Genomic DNA, 18,232 nt, shown 5'->3' on the forward strand with positions numbered 1-18,232 from the left:
ATATGAGGAAGCATACCTGACACAATATAACAATATCCGGGAAGCCAGGTCTGCAATCGGCAGTTATATCCATACTTACAACTTTGAAAGATGCCATTCATCCATCAATTATCAAACTCCGGCAGAACGCTACTATCCAGCAATGCTTTTGGACTATGTGGCTTGATGCATATATCTGGGGAGTGTTCCACTACATCTCCCCAAGCAACATGTTAATCATATCGGTTCATTAAGAAATGTCGATGTTTTTGTCTTGACAACTGACCCACTATATACCGGGAATTGCAGGCTTTTTTTATTTGCATTTATTTGCCTTTATTTGCCTTTATTTGCCTTTCGCGTAATCATCTACTGCCTTTTTCATCATTATTGTATTTTCATACTTGGCATTAAATGGTATGTCACAGCCGGAGCACATGATATATCCGGTTGGACCGATTTCCTTTATTAATTTCATACAATAATCATATGTTTCCTCGGCTGTTCCAAAGGCAAGCATTTCTGCAGGAACGTCACCCATTATGCACATATGTCCATCCAGAAATTCTTTCGCTTTGAATATGTCTGTTTTTCCGTCCAGTGCAAGGATTGCTTTTTTAGGCTCGATATCTTTGAAATATTCGAGGCCCAGCGTCCAGTCCGAATCCAGATGGAAAATAGGTATTGTGCCATATTCGATGCATAATTCGGCCATTTCCTTCATGTATTTCCAGGAGAATTTTTCAAACATTTCCTTGGACAGCATACTCGGAGTTCCACGCCATCCGCCGATCCATACACCCAATGGCCTTGTCTCCGGTGACTCCAGCATGGCGCGGTATCCTGCCATGTTATGCGCATGTACGAGTGCAAACACTTCTTCGAGTTTTTCCGGAATCTCCATGAGATCATCCATTAAAAAGGTCAGCAAAGAACGTGCACCGCTAAGCGCTTCAAAGGGAGATTCAAAAATTGCATCTACAAAACTTGGGATGCCGGCTTCTTTAAAGCGTCTGAGTGCCTCTGGATAATACTGAAAATAAGGGGCAGACTTTTTCATCGGGTCGTCGAAGTGTTTCATCAGAAAATCTGCCTGCCATTTGGCAAATCCCTGTTCAATAATCAGGTCATAATCTTCCTGCTCCATTGCCTCAATTTCATGTATCTGCCACAATTCATTTGGTCCCAGATCTTTTCCGGGAATCAGAGGCTGGGAAAACCACATCATTGGAAAGACCTCCGGTGAAAAAATGGGTGCCTGCGTGCCGTCAACTTCGAATTCCTGGCATAATTTTAAATTCACATCGCAGTTCAATTTCATATCTGCAAGATATTCCCCTAAAGGCACATTTGCAAAGGCCGCATAAGCTGCAGGTCCTGAGGACAGAAAAGGTATTTTATCAACTGGTTCCAGGGCGACTGCAGCTTTGACACGATTCAATCTTTCTTCGTACAGACTCATTTGTTACCTCCATTTTGATAGTGTTGACATCCGGTTACTTAATATATCTAATATAACACAGGAGCGGGCACTTGAAATCATGTGTATATTATGAAATAATGAGATTGATATGTGCACTTTTGACCAAACGGACCGTTAATCATACAACATGAAAAAGGATGGAAACCAAAATGAATCTCAGTATGTGGAATATTCATGACTGGCTGCAGGATAAAGGATATAAAATGCTTACTTTTATTACTTATAATAATGCAGTTTTAAAAAGTGCCAGAATATTAAATGCCGATGTTTCTGACATAAATATTGTTTATGTCGGAAATAACATTAACGATTCCCGGAAGCTGGATTCTGTTTTTCTGGTAAATGGGCGGGACATCATATATATTGACGATGCAGACCATGAAACTGTATTTAACGAAGTGACCCAAATGTTTGAATTCTATTCATCCTGGGAATTGGAGATGAATAAAAGTGCCTTGTACAATAATGGCCTGCAAAAAATTATTGAATTAAGCCACCCGGTTTTTGATATCCCGATTTTTATTTATGATAAATACGGCAAAGTATTAGCGATATCGGAAGAATATCCTGTGGACCTGCATTATCATTGGGAAGAGCTGTATACGCTGCGATATATTCCAGATAACCGAATGGAAGAATTAAAGCAATATGGAGGTCTTTCTGATGTTTTTGACAAGAAAGGGCCTACCTATTTTGATGACAGCCCTTTTGGGGTGCCCTATTTGTATTCACCTATAATAATCAATAATGAAGCCATGGCTCATCTGGTCTTTTTTGCAGCCTTGAAGCCAATACCAGAAGACGCCATCTACCTCATGGGCATCATGGTTGAAACAATAAAAAGCCATTTCCAAATCCATTACGCGGATTACGTATATAATTATCAAATAGCCAGCCTGATGTTCAGTATGTTAGAGAAGAAAGATATCTCTGACAATATATTGATTGCAGAATTGTACAGGATCAACTGGAAAATAAATGATTCGTATGTCATACTCACTTTCTTTGAACCCGTAGACGGAAAGCCAGTTATGCGTGACAGAATTGGAAATAAGCTGCAGGAAAATATCAAGCACTGCCAGAAGATTCTTTTTGGGGAATACCTCGTTCTGCTTGTCAACCTGTCAAAATATGGCAGTGAAATACAGCATCTGCTTCGGCAAATAAACCAAATCATTGGTCTGCACTTGAGAAGCGGATGCAGTTATCCATTTGATGACTTCAAAAAAATGAGTTTTTATTATACTCAGGCTTTATTAACCATGAATGCATCCCAAAGGATCGGTGAAGTTGCTCATATCAATGACTATGCCCTGCCTGTTATAAATAACCTTTTATCAGAAAATGTCTTATTGAATTCTTTGATCCACCCGGATTTATTGTCCCTCAGATCATATGATCTGGAGCATCATACAGATTTTTGCGATACATTAAAAGTGTATCTGGCTTCATCCGGCAATCTCAGCGTCCTGGCAAAAGAGATTCATATCCACCGGAATACTGCGATTTACCGCATCCATCGGATTAAAGAACTTGTGCACTGTGACATTGAGGACCCCGAAATCAGGGAATACTTGTTCTTGTCTTTCCATTTTATGAATAAATAGCAAAAATAAAGCCTGGGATTAGTGGTTATCTCCCAGGCTTTTGCCCTAATACTTCAGTACACGCGGAAGGGAAGCGGCCTTCTGAATCCAGCCTTCTACCTGCTTTTGGGACGGCATGATTGGACCATTTGAGAATCATTTTTTCCGAAATTCCAGTTTTCTTAGCTAAGTCCGTTCGACCTTTCTTGGAAGAGCAGATTTCCAGCAATCCTTCGATGGAACCGATAGGGTACGTCCTCGCACCCACTGAACCCAATAGTTTATATTTTTTGTCTAAATTATACAATGTATGTGGTGAATTGTACATATAATTTGTTGACTATTTCAGGCGTATCCACTAGACTGAATGTATCACCTGCTGGAATACTGTTCAAAAGCAATGTTCATATAAGGAGGAAAATGCAATGGGAAAACTTGATGGAAAAGTCGCTGTTATTTCGGGTGCCGGTTACGGCCTGGGAAGAGGCATTGCCCTGGCAATGGGAAAAGAAGGTGCCAAAGTGGCCACAATCGGGAGAACACGGGAGAAGCTGGAAGATTTCCAGAAGGAAATGGATGCACGCGGTTATGACGCCATGTATTTTGTCGGGGATGTAACCAAACGCGAATCGGTGAACGAATTCATTGATGCAGTGGCTGCCAAGTGGGGCACAGTTGATATCGATATCAATAATGCCATGGCCTACAACATGAGATCCTTTATTGAAACGACCGATGAGGATATTGACAAAATATTCGACTCGGCGGTACGGGGCTCTGTGTACATGATGCAGGCCTGCTACCCGTATTTCAAAAAAAACGGAAGCGGTAAAGTCGTTAACTTCAGTTCGATTGCCGGCCAATACGGAATGGTTGACCATTCCTCCTATGCTATCGCCAAGGCGGGGCTTTCTGGTCTGACCCGTGCCGTCGCCCTCGAGTGGGCCAAAGACAATATCCAGGTCAATGCGATAGCACCCGCCGGCGCCACGCCTGCATGGTTTAAATTTGAAAAGGAACAGCCAAAAGAAGTCGTTCAGGCTTTCCTGAGCCAGATTCCCGCCGGTCACATGGGGGATCCCGAAACCGACATAGGACCCGCTGTCGTCTTTCTATCGAGCGCCGACTCAAACTGGATCACTTCCCGTACCATATTTGTTGACGGAGGGCAGGGCGCAATCCGCTGATCGGCACGTTTTTGCTTGTAATATTTGGATGGGGGCAGGCAGGAGGCCTGCTGTTTACAAAGGTACTGGAGCCGTTGATGAAAAACAGGCTGGTAATAAGGTGAGAAATCCCGTTTGCATTTTATCTCCATATTCTATAAGATAGAGGATAAGAAAACTTGACTTTGGGAGAAAAAGAATGATAGAACTGAGGCCGCACCACGGAATGTGCATAGGGCAGTTTGCCGGGTATGGATATGATAGGGAATTCGTCGAGAACATGAAACACATCGTCCACGGATTAGAGACGAATAATCCGTATGTGAGGCTTGTCTGCCATACGGACGTAATCTGTGGCCGGTGCCCCCATAACATAGATCACGGATGTCATTCCGGTCAGGAAGTTTTAAAGTATGACATGGCCTGCCTGCACCTGACCGGGTTCTGGGAAAATCAGGAGATACGTTGGCTGGATTTTAAAGACAAGGTTAGAGAAATGGTCTTGAAAGAAGATACGATAAAGGAAGTCTGCACGGATTGCAGCTGGCTTGAAATCTGCCTGCAAGCTGTCGCCAGGACAAGAAGATGATATCTGGAATTGCGCAATTACAACAAGCTGTAAAAGGGACAGAAGAAAAGGAGCTGCCAATATTCGATGTTCAGAATATATGGCAGCTTGATTTTTATTTTTCAAATATTTCGGCATCCACAGTGAGCGTATCCTTTGATAAAGATCGTTTCTTGAGGAAAAATGCCAGGCATAAGGATAAAACAATTCCTGCCAAAACAAACCCGGATAAAACCAATACAGCGTCACTGAATCCGGCAGCATTGGCAACCGGGGCCGGGGCCTGTGCGGTCAATGCTTTAAGCTGTGAAGCAGACATGATTCCGATAAACAGAGCGGCACCTATCGCAGCGGACAGCTGCTGCAGTGTGTTCAGTATGGCGACGCCATGAGGGTATTCTTTTTTCGGCAAAGGCGTGAGCGCAGTCGTCTGTGAGGGTGACATGGTCAATGCAATTCCGATATCGACAATGATGAACAGAATTATGATCGTCATTATGGATGTATCAACATTGGCGCGGGATAAAATGAATAATGGGACAAGTATTACTGCAAATCCTACCGGCAGCAGAACTTTTGGACCGAATCGGTCTAAGGCTTTTCCGGCAAAAGGTGTTGCTGCGGCGCTTATCAGAGTTGCCGGAAGCAGAGTCATGGCGGCGACAAAAGGGTTGGCTCCAAGCGCACCCTGAAGGAACATCGGCAGCATTACAGCCATTGTGAAAATCGCCATCATGGAAAGCATTACAAGTACAGTGCCAATAGTAAATACCGGATATTTAAACACCCGAATGTTCAGCATCGGCTCCTTCAAAGATAACTGTCGTCTGCAGAATAAAATCAGGCAGAGCAGCCCGATAATAAAGATTGTGGCGATAACCTTCATATCGCCGGTTCCGCTGATACTGCTTATGCCATATATAAAGCCGCCAAATCCTATGGTTGACAGGACAATGGAAAGAATGTCCATTTTGGGTTTTGTTACATTTGATACATTCACCAAGAATGCAGCTCCTGAAATCATGGAAAGCACTATGAGCACAATAAGAATGACAAACAGTACGTGCCAGCTATAAGATTGCAGTACAATTCCGGCGATAGTCGGTCCGAGTGCTGGTCCGAGAGTCAGGGCGGCACCACATAACCCCATTACTGCGCCTCTTTTTTCCGGTGGAGCAACCGTTAATACGGTGGTCATCATCAGCGGAATTATTATTCCCGTTCCGGCCGCCTGCAGGATTCTTGATATAAGCAGCAGTTCAAAAGTTCCTGAAAAAACTGCAGCGATATTTCCCACCAGAAGTATCGTCATAGCGGATAAAAACAATTGTTTTGTTCGGAATGTCTGCATCAAAAAAGCGGTGATTGGCACAAAAATAGCGACAACAATCATATATGCAGTGATGATCCATTGAATCGTCCCTGGTGTTACCCGCATTTCCTCCATAAGAGGTGATAATGCAACGTTGAGGATCGTTTCAGTCAGTGTTGCGATGAGTCCGCTGAATACCAGTACGGCTATTATAGCGGATGTGTTTATCTTTTTTGTAACTGTTTTCATATAAATTCCTATCTCCTTTTTTAGTTAGACCAGTCTGTATAATATATTGTTTTAAAAAATACCCACTTTCCAAATAGGCATTTTTTAAAACAAATTTGGTATCTGTTTAGCAATTAAACGAAGAGGATCACCCTTTTTCTTTGTAAGAGATAAGGTGATTCCGCCTTCAATCATGATAGAAATGGTTTCGCCTAATTCGCCCGCAAGGTCTTTGCTCATTCCGGATTTTACAAGGATTTCCGCGTACATCTTCTCCAGTGAAACAAAGACATTTTCACATGCAGTCCTTAAGCTTTCACTTTTTGTATACATCTCCAGAGCCATCAGACTTATGGAGATGTCAGCATGCTTCTGCCCGCTGTCAATGATGGCGGCAATAGTTTCGATGTTGCCCATAATGGCTTCCACAGGATTGCTGATCTGTCCGAAGTTGTTCTTGATGTTATCCCTGATATTTTCTCCGGCCAGATTTATCGCTGCCAATGCCAACTCTTCCTTGCCATTCGGAAAATGATAATATAAGGAGCCTTTTGGAGCCCCGCTTTCTTTTAAGATTTCATTCAATCCGGTTGCATTGTAACCTTTGGTTTCAAAAAGTCTGCATGCCGCTTCCAGAATCTTTTCTTTTGTGCTTATTTTATTGCCCATACGATACTACCTTCTCTTGAAATTATAGTGACTGGTCTAGTTGTTATTTTATGCATGATTTATGGAAATGTCAAGCGTAAAAATGAAATTCGATCCAAAAGTTCTCTTGAAAGTGGTGAAAATTGCCGGCCGATGGTGTAAGATGAAAGTAATCAATAGAAGGAGAGATCGTATGCAGACTGTTCTGGTTTCGCTTGAAGTGATATTATCAATTTTAGGGCTTGTCGCTGTTGGCTTTTTTGTGATAGCAAAAAATATCATACCGAAGGAACTTCTCCGCCTCTTGAACGCTCTTGCAATAGAGGTTGCATTGCCCATGTTCATATTTACAGCATTCATGATGAATTTTGACCCCGAAGAAAACCCAAAATGGTGGGTAATGCCGCTCCTGGGTGTAGTGTTTACGGGGTTTATGTTCATCCTATCTGCCGTCTGCTGCCGCTTTATGGGCAGGGATATACGTATAGAATCCGCCGAAGGACTTTTTATAAACAATCCGCATTTTATTCCGATTTCAATTATTGCCGGTGTGTATGGAATCAATTCCCCGCATCTGGTCAACCTGTTTTTGTTCACTGTATTCACAATTTCGATTTATTTCAATATGTACAGAGTGTTCTTTAAAAAAAGCAGACTGCTGTGTGGGGTGGACGGACCGCCGGTGGAAAATGAAGAACCGCAGGAAGGGGATATGCGGCAGAAAGCAGGATTGAACTGGAAGAAACTCATCAATCCTGTAGTCAAAGCTACTTTTCTTGCTGTCATAATTAAACTTTTAAATGTGGATTCCTACATTCCGGATGTGGTCATCGGCATTACAAGTCATATTGGCGATATGACCTTCCCTCTCGTTATGATCATTCTGGGAGGAGAGCTTTACATAGATATTAAAAAGATCGGGAAGATTTACCTCAGGAACATAATAAAATTCATTCTTTTGAAGAATATCGTATTTCCTTGTATCATACTGATTTTCCTGTACCTGTTCCATCCATCTTTCGATATCGCATTCATTCTCCTCCTTCAGGCGGCATCGCCTCCTCTGAGCACGCTGCCGGTGCTGGTGGGCAGACAGAATGGGAAGAAGGAGCTTGCCAACCAGTTTCTGGTATCCAGTTTTTTCTTTTCGGTAGTAAGTATCCCTCTGATACTTATTCTTCTTAACAGACTTTATGTGTGATATTTTACCGGTGCAAGGGGAGGGACGAATATGGTAATCAATGCAAGAAACCTGGTCAAGCGGTATGGAGAGCTTACGGCCCTTGATCATCTGGACATTACGGTCGAAGAGGGCGAGATATTCGGTCTGCTGGGTCCGAATGGATCCGGGAAGACGACGGCTATAAACTGCATACTTTCCCTTCTGGACTATGATGAAGGCTCGATTGAAGTTTTCGGCAGGCCGATGACGCCGGAAAATTATGAAGCAAAAAGAAAAATCGGAATCGTGATGCAGAATGTAGCGGTTTTTCAGGAACTGACGGTCTATGAGAATATAGACTATTTCTGCGGCCTTTATGTCGCGGATAAGACGCTTAGAAGGAAGCTGGTGAATGAAGCGATAGAATTCACGGGCCTGGAGGATTTTAGGAAATTCAGGCCAAAGAAACTGTCCGGAGGCCTACTTCGGCGGCTGAATATAGCCTGTGGAATTGCCCACAAGCCGCAGCTTATCATTCTCGACGAGCCTACCGTGGCCGTGGATCCCCAAAGCAGAAACAAGATACTGGAGGGCATCGCGGAGCTGAACCGGAACGGTGCGACTGTGGTCTATACGTCGCACTACATGGAAGAGGTCGAACAGCTCTGTACCAGAATCATGATCCTTGATAAAGGCAGGGCGATTGCGACCGGAACCAAGGATGAACTCAAAGCCATGATTTCCATCGGGGAGAAGGTGATAGTGGATACGGATGTCCCGGATGAAGCTCTTTTGAAAGCGCTTGGGGGCATAAGGGGGGTATCTTCTGTATCCTATTCCGAAGGGGCTGTCACTGTGACGTCAGGAAGAGGGATGAGCAGCCTGGAAGCAGTGCTCGAAATACTCAAAAAGTCCGGTGCAGCCTATTCCAGGATAAGGACAGAATTACCTACACTGAATGATGTCTTCCTTGAAATTACAGGTAAGGGACTTAGAGATTAAGGAGGAGATTTTTTGTTTGTGCATATATTTAAGACACGCCTGAAATGTCTTCTGAGGGATAAGGAGATGCTTTTCTGGTCACTGCTTTTTCCTGTAGCGCTTGCACTGCTTTTTAACATTGCCTTTTCCAACCTGAACGCTCACGACACCTTTGAGCCTGTTAAACTGGCAGTGGTCGCAGATGAAAGCTACCTGCAGGATGCAGCCTTCCGGGGAGCTTTAAGGAACGTATCCACGGGGGAAAGCAGGATTTTCGATTTGCAGGAAACGGAACTTGCTGCCGCCAGAACCATGCTCCGGTCAAATGACATAAGCGGATACATTCTGGCAGGTGATGTGCCCACTCTGATTACTTCGGGAACCGGACTGGGTCCGTCCATTGCCAAAACGTTTCTGGACAGCTATCTGCAGATGCAATCTTCCGTGAATTCTATACTCGCCAAAGATCCTTCTTCGTATGAAGAATTGATGGACCGATTGAACGCCCGGCTCTCCTACACGAAAGAAGTTTCTCCCGGAGGTGGGGAATCCAATCCCGTACTGAATTATTTCTACAGCCTTATTGCCATGACCTGTTTCTACGGTGCCTTCTTTGGAAACAGGGAGGTTTTGGATGTCCAGGCGAATCTCTCGCCCCTTGCAGCCAGGATTTCTGTTTCACCGGTCCACAAGCTGAAGTCCTTTTTATATAGCATGTGTGCATCCCTTTTGATCAATGCGGCAGAGGTACTGCTGTTCATTCTGTTCCTGGCCAAGGTTCTGGGCATCGACTTTGGAGAAGATACCGGACTTGTGGTACTGACGGCCCTGATGGGGTCATTTACCGGCGTTACTTTCGGCGCATTCATAAGCTCGCTGGTCAAGAAAGATGAGAACGTGAAAATCGGCGTTATCATCGCGGTATCGATGACGGGTTCATTCCTTGCCGGAATGATGTATGGGGAGATGAAATATATTGTGCAGCAAAATGTTCCAGTGCTGTCCTACCTGAATCCCATCAATCTCCTGACGGATGCTTTCTACTGCCTCTATTACTATGACACCTATACCAGGTATGCGGTAAACATGGGAATTCTTGCAACGTTTGCGGTGGTTTTCTGCCTTGGTACATATCTGGTGATAAGGAGGCGGAAATATGCCGGTATTTAAGCTCTGTCTTAAGATAATCAAAAAAAATCTGCCCCTGATGATCATGTATATGGCCATTTTTCTGGTCGTATCCGTTGTCATCGCATCGGCAAATAAGCAGAATGAGGAAAAGGCGACCGTTTTCACTTCTTCCAGGACGGCAATGGCCTTCCTTTCAGAGGAAGACACCCCTCTGACGAGGGGCCTGAAGCAGGAGCTGGCAAAGGTTGCTGTGTTCGTGGAAATAGAAAACTCGGATGAGGCTGTTAAAGATGCTCTATTCTTTCGGAAGGTGTTTTATGCTCTGAAGATTCCGGAAGGCTTTTCAGAAGATTTTATGTCCGGAAAGGCTCCGGTGCTTGAAACAATCATCGTTCCCGGCACAATTCCGGCCGTTTATCTTGAAATGGCTGTCAACCAATACCTGAACACGGCAAGGCTTTATGTGGATTCCCTGCAAGGTATCGGACAGGCGGAAGTTGTACAGAGCGTGGCCAAAGACCTGGAAAATTCTTCCGTCGTCGTCATCCCGGAATCGGATGGATTGGTCGGTGCACAGAACTTTTCAAGCTATTTTTTTAATTATCTGGCATACTCGCTGCTTTCGGTTCTGATACTGGGGGTGAGCTCCATTATGATCGTGCTGAAGGATAAGGACATAAGCCGAAGAAATCATGCGTCACCTGTCAGCAGGAATTCCATGACTGTCCAGATATTCATGGCGATGGTGCTGCTAACCCTGGGCGCCTGGGTAGCCATGACGGGCGCATGCTTCCTGCTGAATATAAAAGGCAGTCTGAATGTCAACTTCCTGATGTTCATGCTTAATTCCTTCGTATTTGCCCTTGCGGGCACAGGGATCAGCTTCCTGATAGCCAGCGTCATAAAGGGGCGAAATGCCTTGTCTGCGGTGAACAATGTGGTGACTTTGGGTTCCAGCTTTCTGGGAGGAGTTTTCGTTCCGCAGCAGTTTCTAGGTCCGGCCGTTCTGCAGTTTTCGAAATTCCTTCCAACCTATTGGTATGTAAAGGCCAACAATCTGATCGGCTTCCTCACTGTGTTTGACCCGGAACATACAGCCGAAGTGTTCAAGTCCATGGGTGTGGTCGCAGCGTTTGGAGCGGCAGCCTTCGCCGCCTCTTTGATACTTGACAGAAGGGGAAGGCTTTCTTGAATTATGATACTGCAATGGAATCGGCAGAGCTGCGGCAGACGAAACCCATTGACAGTCTCCTGGCTGTATGACAAAATAAATACAAAGATAATTTCAGCAATTTAATATACTCGGAGGTATCATGGAACAGGAAAAAAAGAAAAAAGTAATCGTCAACAGCATATATTATGCAATATTATTGTTCCTGGCCTATCTGCTACTTCATTATGCCTTACCTTTTTTTACCCCATTTATTCTGGCGTTTATAGTTGTCTGGATATTAAGAAGACCATCCGTGTTTCTGGCGAAAAAAGTACATCTTTCGGATAAACCGGTCAGTGTCATAGTGGTGGCAGTATTCTATATTATAGTGATTTCCGTTACCTTCCTGCTCGGTGCAAAAATTGTAATAGTCATAAAGGATATTATATTTCAGATACCCGACTTTTTTGAGAACAGCATAGTTCCGCTGTTTGAATCGGTCTTCAGCCGTCTTGAAGAGATTGCACAACGGATGGATTTCCAGATAACAGACTCGATAGCAGATGGATACGCACAATGGATACAGTCGGTAAAAGAAAGCATAGCGGGCATTTCCCTGGATGCAGTTAAATATATTTCAAATCGAGTCTGGTCATTTCCAGCCTTTTTTATCAAATTTATGATTATGATCATATGCAGCTTTTTCCTTGCCGGTGATTATGTTAAGGTGACTGGTTTCATAGGAAGACAGATTCCGCCGAAGGCAAAATCGGTATTGAATCAGGCGAAAAAATATTTTTCAGGTACGGTGGTCATTTATGTCAGATCCTATGCACTGATTTTATTCATTACCTTTGTGGAATTGTCAATCGGATTCACTGCGCTGGGGATAAAAAACTCGCTTATAGTGGCTGGACTCGTCGCCTTGCTGGATATACTTCCGATAATCGGAACGGGCGGTATCCTGGTTCCCTGGTGCATCATCGAAGCATTTAAAGGGAATTATCCAATGGCTGTCGGATTACTCGTCCTGTACCTTGTGATCACGGTGGTGAGAAATATCATTGAACCAAGAATCGTCGGAAAACAGATAGGGTTGCATCCTTTGGCGACCCTAGTAAGCATGTTCATAGGTGTAAGATTGTTTGGGGTGATAGGACTATTCGGATTCCCTGTGGCACTTTCCTTTTTCATGTATCTGAACAGAACGGGTGCCATTCATATACTATCCATGGAAAACGACAAGGATCTGTGAATGGAAAACAAATAAATTGTATCAAAGAAAAACTGTTGACATGAACGCAGATTGTATCTATAATGCACATATCAGATATGACATATGAAACGGCAAAGACGCCTTTGATAATAGAAAATTGTTTTCTATTATTGATAGGCGTTTTTTTTTGCCATAAAAAATAATTGGAGGTCAGTTATGGAAGGGTTAAATGGAGCCGACGTGGGCTTTGTGATTTTTGCGGCGTCATTGATAATGTTCATGATCCCAGGTTTGGCATTATTCTATGGAGGAATGGTAAAGAGCAAGAACGTGCTGAGTTCGACATTGCATAGTTATATGGCTCTGGCGGTTATTTCCCTGCAGTGGATACTGGTTGGCTATTCTCTCGCTTTCGGTCCGGATTGGAATGGGCTGATAGGGGGGCTCAACTGGGCGTTTCTGAAAGATGTCGGCATGTCGGTGAACCCGGACTACGCGGCAACAATACCCCATCTTCTGTTCGTCGTTTTCCAGATGATGTTTGCAGTAATCACTGCAGCTGTAATATCAGGCGCATTTGCAGAACGTATGCGGTTTCCCGCATTCCTGTTGTTTCTGGTTTTGTGGAGCACCTTTGTCTATGACCCTGTTGCACACTGGATCTGGGGAGCTGGCGGATGGCTGAAGCAGCTTGGCGTCCTTGATTTTGCAGGCGGATTTGTGGTTGAGATAAGTTCTGGTATCGCGGGCCTTGTTGCGGCCATCGTGATTGGCAAAAGAAGAAGAACCAGGCCGGATCCGCACCATATTCCTATGGCAATCCTCGGCGGAGGCATACTCTGGTTTGGATGGTTCGGCTTTAATGCAGGCAGCGCCCTTGCGGCGAATGGAATTGCAGTGAATGCATTTTTGACGACGAATACCGCTGCGGCAGCAGGAGCGATTTCTTTCGTCACAATGGAATGGATCATAAATAAAAAACCGACTGCGCTGGGCACAGTCAGCGGTGCCATTGCAGGGCTGGTATCCATCACGGGAGGGGCAGGATATGTAACGCCGGGTTCTTCCTTGATAATTGGTCTGGTGGGCGGTCTGCTGAGCTTTCTTGCAATCTCCAGACTTAAGCCGAAATTCGGCTATGATGACGCACTGGATGCGTTCGGCTGTCATGGCGTTGCCGGGATATGGGGAGCATTGGCCACAGCTGTTTTTGCCAGCATAAAAGTAAACCCGGCTGGAGCAGACGGACTTCTGTATGGCAACGTGGAACTTTTTCGTAATCATCTGATCGCAATTGGTGCAATCGTGGTATATACCGCAGTTATGACGTTCGTTATCCTGAAAGCAATCAGCCTGGTCACCACGCTGCGTACGAAGAAGGAAGAGGAAACGGAAGGGCTGGATATCTCACTTCACGGGGAGTCTGCGTACAACGCATTAAATTAATGGACTGCGGTATGGATTTGTGATAAAATAGCCTCAACAATAGGAGGGACACTTTATGACTGAAAAAATTACGAAAGTTGATATTATAACGTCTCCTAACAGACTGGAAGACCTGATGGACGAGTTGGACAAAATAGGAGTCACGGGAATGACCGTGTCAAATGTTTCCGGATGCGGTCTGCAGAGGGGACACAAGGAATATTATCGTGGAACACCTGTGGAAATCAAGCTTTTGGCTAAAGTGAAGGTGGAAATCGTGATTTGCGAAATTCCAGTGGATAAACTGGTTGAGACTGTCAAGAAGGTACTCTACACCGGAAACATCGGGGATGGGAAGATTTTCGTTTATGACGTGGTTAATGTCATCCGCATAAGCGATGGTACAGAAGGAATAGACGCATTACGCTGAGGCTGGAATTCTGGCTGAGGAATGTGCATGGATAAAAGTAGATTCATAAAAGAACGGAGATACCCGGAGCTAAGGATAGTGAGCTCCGGGTATCTCCGTTTTTTGCTATTCGCCCAAGAATCCGGCTCCGTATTTCATTTGATGCTTGTCTTCATACATGAGCCTGTCTGCATGTTTGAAGGCGGAATCGATATTCCGGATGTCCGAGCCGATTGTTGTAGAGTATCCGCTGGCCAGGGAAAGGTTCAGATCCATATCCTGTCCCAAGGCGACGACGGCTGTCTTGATTCGGATTATTTTGTTCTGGATAATTTCTTCTGTAAGAGATTCCGTATGGGGGGCAATGATGCAGAATTCATCTCCTCCGATTCGGTAAACAGATGCATTTTCATTGAATTCGTTCTTAAGGATATCGGCAATGCCCTTGAGAATCAGGTCGCCGATTGCATGGCCATAATTGTCATTAATCAGTTTCAGACCATTCATATCGAATTCGATTACATATGCTTCACCCATGCCGGGTTCCCGGTATTCCTGAAACTTTTTCTCAAAGGCGGTGCGGTTCTTCAGACCCGTCATCTGATCCTGGTAGGCCAGCACCTCCAGCAGCTGCGTCTGAGTCATTTTCACAAGAAGCTGGGACATATTCATAATGATTTCCGAAGCCCAGATAATGATAAAAATCACCATCCCGATGCGGGTGAAAAACCCGTCATCAACGCTTATGCACAGATAGAATTTGAAGATGTCCAGCGCGGAGCAAACGAACGCCAGAATTACGGAGATGGTCAGTACGCGGACTTCACGGGTGGCGTTATTCTTTATAAGAGCCTTTACGCTGTCAGATATAAGGTAAATGATGGAGATTCCCAATAAGATATGCTCCGCGGCGATTGTTTCCATATAATCGGCAATGTTGAAAAGCTGTAGTATATGAATTATTATGGCTAAGATGACAGATATCTTGAAAAGTATATATAGGACTTTCTTGTCCTTGTAATATTCAAAGGAATCCAGAAACCAAAAGGCTGTGGGAAGTAAAAGCAAAAACGCCAAAAACTCCAGATTCAAAAGCGAAAACACGTCGCTGGTCAGAATCTGCAGGATATTGCTCGTGCAGGCGCTCCATATGCCCACCAGGACGGAAAGCACTCCAAGACGGAACAGGGGAGACGTAGCTTTTGTTTTCCACGGGATTAAGGCAACTGTTATCATGGTGAATCCCAGAATGAGCAGAACCGTACTGATGAGAAGGTTCCCCAGACGTTTGCCTAGAATATAGGAAAGAACCGAACTCTTGTCTCCCATGTAGAAAGCATTGATTCTGCCCATATTGGAGAAATAGATGCCTGTCAGCTCAACCTGAATCTGTTTTCCTGCATATTCTTTTTGTATCGGAACTGTAATCCAGGCGGATGCCGGACTATGTCCAAAAAGCCGCTGTTCATTCCACCCAAAACTATAAATTTCTTTTCCATCGATAAAGGCTTTCACATTTTGATGGCTTGCACGGAAAAAAAGGAACGTATCATTTTCAATCGACGCAGGAAGCCATTTGGTTAAAATCAGCGGAGTGCCTGATTCTGCTTCTTTTGCATTGAATGGAAGGGTCACGTCTTCGTGAACCACATCATCAACCGCTATCATCCAACCCCTGTTGAAATCTGTCAATTCTTCCCCTGTAAGTACTGGCAGATCAACTTTCGATAGAAGGATTCCCAGTATCAGGACCATGAATCCCACCACGGAACAAATCAGCAAACCGGCGGGCATTCTCCTCTTTGTTCTACACGCCATAAATATCCTCCCCCAAAGATAAACTATACATATTATACAATGCATTTGCATAATATACTACTATTAACAACTATTTCATGAAATTACTGGCTGATCCAGCCTTGACAGGCGGCAAATAGTAGGATAAGTTGAACGTAGAAGTACGTTTTTCGGGGATAAGAGGAGGGTATTATGTGGAGAAAAAGCAGGAAATACTTACTCGCTTCATTTGTTCTGTCAATACTGGTATTTACAGGCTGCAGTTCTGAGAGCAGCAATGAACTCATGATGGGAAATACAAACGCCAATCTCTCTAACGGGGGTCCATCTGTTCTGTATGATGACTGGATTTTTTTCATGAACTACGCCGATGCGAACAACCTTTACAAGATCAAAACCGATGGAACTGGAGAGACCAAGGTAAGCGGCGATGCGGCATACTACTTGAATTCATATGGGGACTGGCTTTACTATACCAATGGAAGCGAATCCAACAGGCTCTATAAGATCCGGCCCGATGGGACCGGCCGGGAGATTCTTAGCGACAGAGTTTCCTACAACACACTGGTTTTGCAGGACTGGATATACTTCATTGATTACACTGATCCTGAGGACATCTCTACGTACGGCAGGATCTTCAGGATAAAAACGGATGGTTCGGGAAAGCAGCAGGTCAATGACAGCGCTACCGGCACCTTTGGAATTTCGGATGGATGGATTTATTATCTCAGGCAGGATGACTCAAAGATATATAAAATAAAAGCCGATGGGTCAGGAAATGCCAAAATAAGCGATGTGGCCGCATTAAACTTCAATGTGCTGGGAGACTATCTATATTATGTGGATTCAGACTATGGCAACAATACGATCTGGAAAATGAAAACGGATGGCACGGGCAGTGTCAGACTTTCCGAAGACAAGGTATCCGCCATGAATGTTACACCGGACTGGATATATTACGGAAGTACCCTGTCCGATGGAAAAGGACTCGAATTCAAGAAAATGAAGCTTGACGGCTCGCAGGCAGTCAAAGTGAATGATGACGACCCTATCAGTATAAGCGTGATTGGTGATCGGATCGTCTATATCTGCTTTGACTTTGCAAACTTCAGCACGAAAGAAGTATTCATCAATACAGATGGCACCGGAAGAGTAGAATATCTGGTAAAGCAGGAATCTGAGGCTCCCGAAGTGGAAAAGTATCCCATGAATGAAGATGTGAAAGCAGGAGACCTTACTGTGACCGTGAATTCTGCCTACTCGACAAACATTATCGTGAATCATGAGCCAGGATTGGAATCGCAGATTTATGATGATGTCACCGATGATATGTATCTGTTTGTGAATATGACCGTAACGAACAATGGCAGCAACGAAGTTGACCTGAAGCAGATGACAGGAATTACAGAGGATTCCAGCGATGGAGGCAGTTCAACCTACTGGGCAATGTTGGCAGATGTTACGGATGAGACCGGCAGAGATGACTTCCGTTTCCACCTGAACTGGGCCGGCTACAGTGATTCCCTCATTCTGCAGCCCGGTGCGCAACGGGAGATACAATCATTTTTTTTCCAGACCAGAAAAAGCTATCCGGTCTATCTTAACCTTTTCAATGGAAAAGACATGGATCCCCTGGCCGAAATCGAGGTGACAGCTGTCGAGGAATACGTGATAAGTAATGCTTCTGCATTAGAAATCATGAAAGAACAATTTGGCGGATATGAGATAAGCCAGCTAAACGGGATCGGTTTCAGGATGGAAGGCGAGGCGGAGGACAAGATGTACTATTCATTCGAAGTCAGGAGCCCGGGCTCCTCTGCGACAGAGTATTACCTCGTCAAGCGTGATACGGGCGTGATTTATATAGGGGAACATGACGAGAAATATCCTGAGTACACGGCTGTACCTGTGAGACCGCTGGAATAAGTCCTGCTGAATGAAAAAAAGACTTGAAAGAGTCTTTTTTTTATTTTTTTACTTTCGGTTGT

General features: G+C 44.4%; 17 protein-coding genes. 12 read left to right on the plus strand and 5 right to left on the minus strand.

The window, feature by feature from the left end:
• Positions 1-16 precede the first annotated feature (16 nt).
• Positions 17-166 (plus strand): integrase core domain-containing protein, encoded by a 150-nt coding sequence (locus BUA79_RS12930; protein ID WP_278308922.1) that lies wholly within the window; start codon positions 17-19, stop codon positions 164-166.
• Between the two features lie 159 nt (positions 167-325).
• Here BUA79_RS12930 and BUA79_RS10495 read toward each other — a convergent pair whose 3' ends face one another.
• A complete protein-coding gene (locus BUA79_RS10495) occupies positions 326-1,441 on the minus strand; it encodes a uroporphyrinogen decarboxylase family protein (RefSeq protein ID WP_073994381.1) in 1,116 nt (371 codons plus the stop codon).
• A gap of 170 nt (positions 1,442-1,611) precedes the next feature.
• Here BUA79_RS10495 and BUA79_RS10500 point away from each other — a divergent pair, with 170 nt between their 5' ends.
• Positions 1,612-3,069: a PucR family transcriptional regulator gene (locus tag BUA79_RS10500; protein WP_073994382.1), complete on the plus strand. Its 1,458-nt coding sequence runs from the start codon at positions 1,612-1,614 to the stop codon at positions 3,067-3,069.
• 25 nt (positions 3,070-3,094) lie between these two features.
• On the opposite strand, the gene BUA79_RS13000 is transcribed toward BUA79_RS10500, so the two are convergent.
• Positions 3,095-3,376: a DUF4332 domain-containing protein gene (locus tag BUA79_RS13000; protein ID WP_143147911.1), complete on the minus strand. Its 282-nt coding sequence runs from the start codon at positions 3,374-3,376 to the stop codon at positions 3,095-3,097.
• Positions 3,377-3,473: 97 nt separating this feature from the next.
• Between BUA79_RS13000 and BUA79_RS10505 the strand changes: the two genes are divergently transcribed.
• Together BUA79_RS10505 and BUA79_RS10510 are read left to right on the plus strand one after the other, a co-directional pair.
• A complete protein-coding gene (locus BUA79_RS10505) occupies positions 3,474-4,235 on the plus strand; it encodes an SDR family NAD(P)-dependent oxidoreductase (protein WP_073994383.1) in 762 nt (253 codons plus the stop codon).
• Between the two features lie 178 nt (positions 4,236-4,413).
• Positions 4,414-4,803, plus strand: coding sequence for a DUF1284 domain-containing protein (locus BUA79_RS10510; RefSeq protein WP_073994384.1), 390 nt, complete (start codon positions 4,414-4,416; stop codon positions 4,801-4,803).
• Positions 4,804-4,897: 94 nt separating this feature from the next.
• On the opposite strand, the gene BUA79_RS10515 is transcribed toward BUA79_RS10510, so the two are convergent.
• Together BUA79_RS10515 and BUA79_RS10520 are read right to left on the minus strand one after the other, a co-directional pair.
• Positions 4,898-6,343 carry a DHA2 family efflux MFS transporter permease subunit gene (locus tag BUA79_RS10515; RefSeq protein WP_073994385.1) on the minus strand — a complete coding sequence of 482 codons (1,446 nt, stop codon included), beginning with the start codon at positions 6,341-6,343 and terminating at the stop codon, positions 4,898-4,900.
• Between the two features lie 84 nt (positions 6,344-6,427).
• On the minus strand, positions 6,428-6,991 hold the full coding sequence (locus tag BUA79_RS10520) for a TetR/AcrR family transcriptional regulator (RefSeq protein ID WP_073994386.1): 564 nt from the start codon (positions 6,989-6,991) through the stop codon (positions 6,428-6,430).
• A gap of 67 nt (positions 6,992-7,058) precedes the next feature.
• On the opposite strand from BUA79_RS10520, the gene BUA79_RS10525 reads away from it, so the two are divergent.
• The 7 genes from BUA79_RS10525 to BUA79_RS10555 all read left to right on the plus strand — a co-directional run bounded on the left by BUA79_RS10525 (position 7,059) and on the right by BUA79_RS10555 (position 14,468).
• A complete protein-coding gene (locus BUA79_RS10525; RefSeq protein ID WP_178138594.1) occupies positions 7,059-8,171 on the plus strand; it encodes an AEC family transporter in 1,113 nt (370 codons plus the stop codon).
• 30 nt (positions 8,172-8,201) lie between these two features.
• Positions 8,202-9,134, plus strand: a complete 933-nt coding sequence (locus tag BUA79_RS10530) for an ABC transporter ATP-binding protein (protein WP_073994388.1) — start codon at positions 8,202-8,204, stop codon at positions 9,132-9,134.
• Between the two features lie 18 nt (positions 9,135-9,152).
• A complete protein-coding gene (locus tag BUA79_RS10535) occupies positions 9,153-10,283 on the plus strand; it encodes an ABC transporter permease (protein WP_207647343.1) in 1,131 nt (376 codons plus the stop codon).
• Positions 10,270-11,436, plus strand: coding sequence for an ABC transporter permease (locus BUA79_RS10540; RefSeq protein WP_073994390.1), 1,167 nt, complete (start codon positions 10,270-10,272; stop codon positions 11,434-11,436). Before BUA79_RS10535 ends, BUA79_RS10540 begins: the two co-directional genes overlap by 14 nt.
• Positions 11,437-11,557: 121 nt before the next feature.
• Positions 11,558-12,652, plus strand: coding sequence for a sporulation integral membrane protein YtvI (gene ytvI, locus BUA79_RS10545; RefSeq protein WP_073994391.1), 1,095 nt, complete (start codon positions 11,558-11,560; stop codon positions 12,650-12,652).
• Positions 12,653-12,829: 177 nt separating this feature from the next.
• Positions 12,830-14,059, plus strand: coding sequence for an ammonium transporter (locus tag BUA79_RS10550; RefSeq protein WP_073994392.1), 1,230 nt, complete (start codon positions 12,830-12,832; stop codon positions 14,057-14,059).
• 55 nt (positions 14,060-14,114) lie between these two features.
• Positions 14,115-14,468 carry a P-II family nitrogen regulator gene (locus BUA79_RS10555; RefSeq protein WP_073994393.1) on the plus strand — a complete coding sequence of 118 codons (354 nt, stop codon included), beginning with the start codon at positions 14,115-14,117 and terminating at the stop codon, positions 14,466-14,468.
• 105 nt (positions 14,469-14,573) lie between these two features.
• Here the strand turns inward: BUA79_RS10555 and BUA79_RS10560 are convergent, their stop codons facing one another.
• Positions 14,574-16,265 carry a GGDEF domain-containing protein gene (locus tag BUA79_RS10560; protein ID WP_073994394.1) on the minus strand — a complete coding sequence of 564 codons (1,692 nt, stop codon included), beginning with the start codon at positions 16,263-16,265 and terminating at the stop codon, positions 14,574-14,576.
• Between the two features lie 171 nt (positions 16,266-16,436).
• Between BUA79_RS10560 and BUA79_RS10565 the strand changes: the two genes are divergently transcribed.
• Positions 16,437-18,170: a DUF5050 domain-containing protein gene (locus BUA79_RS10565; protein WP_073994395.1), complete on the plus strand. Its 1,734-nt coding sequence runs from the start codon at positions 16,437-16,439 to the stop codon at positions 18,168-18,170.
• Positions 18,171-18,232: the final 62 nt, after the last annotated feature.

Source organism: Parasporobacterium paucivorans DSM 15970, assembly GCF_900141895.1.
GTDB classification, from domain to species: domain Bacteria; phylum Bacillota; class Clostridia; order Lachnospirales; family Lachnospiraceae; genus Parasporobacterium; species Parasporobacterium paucivorans.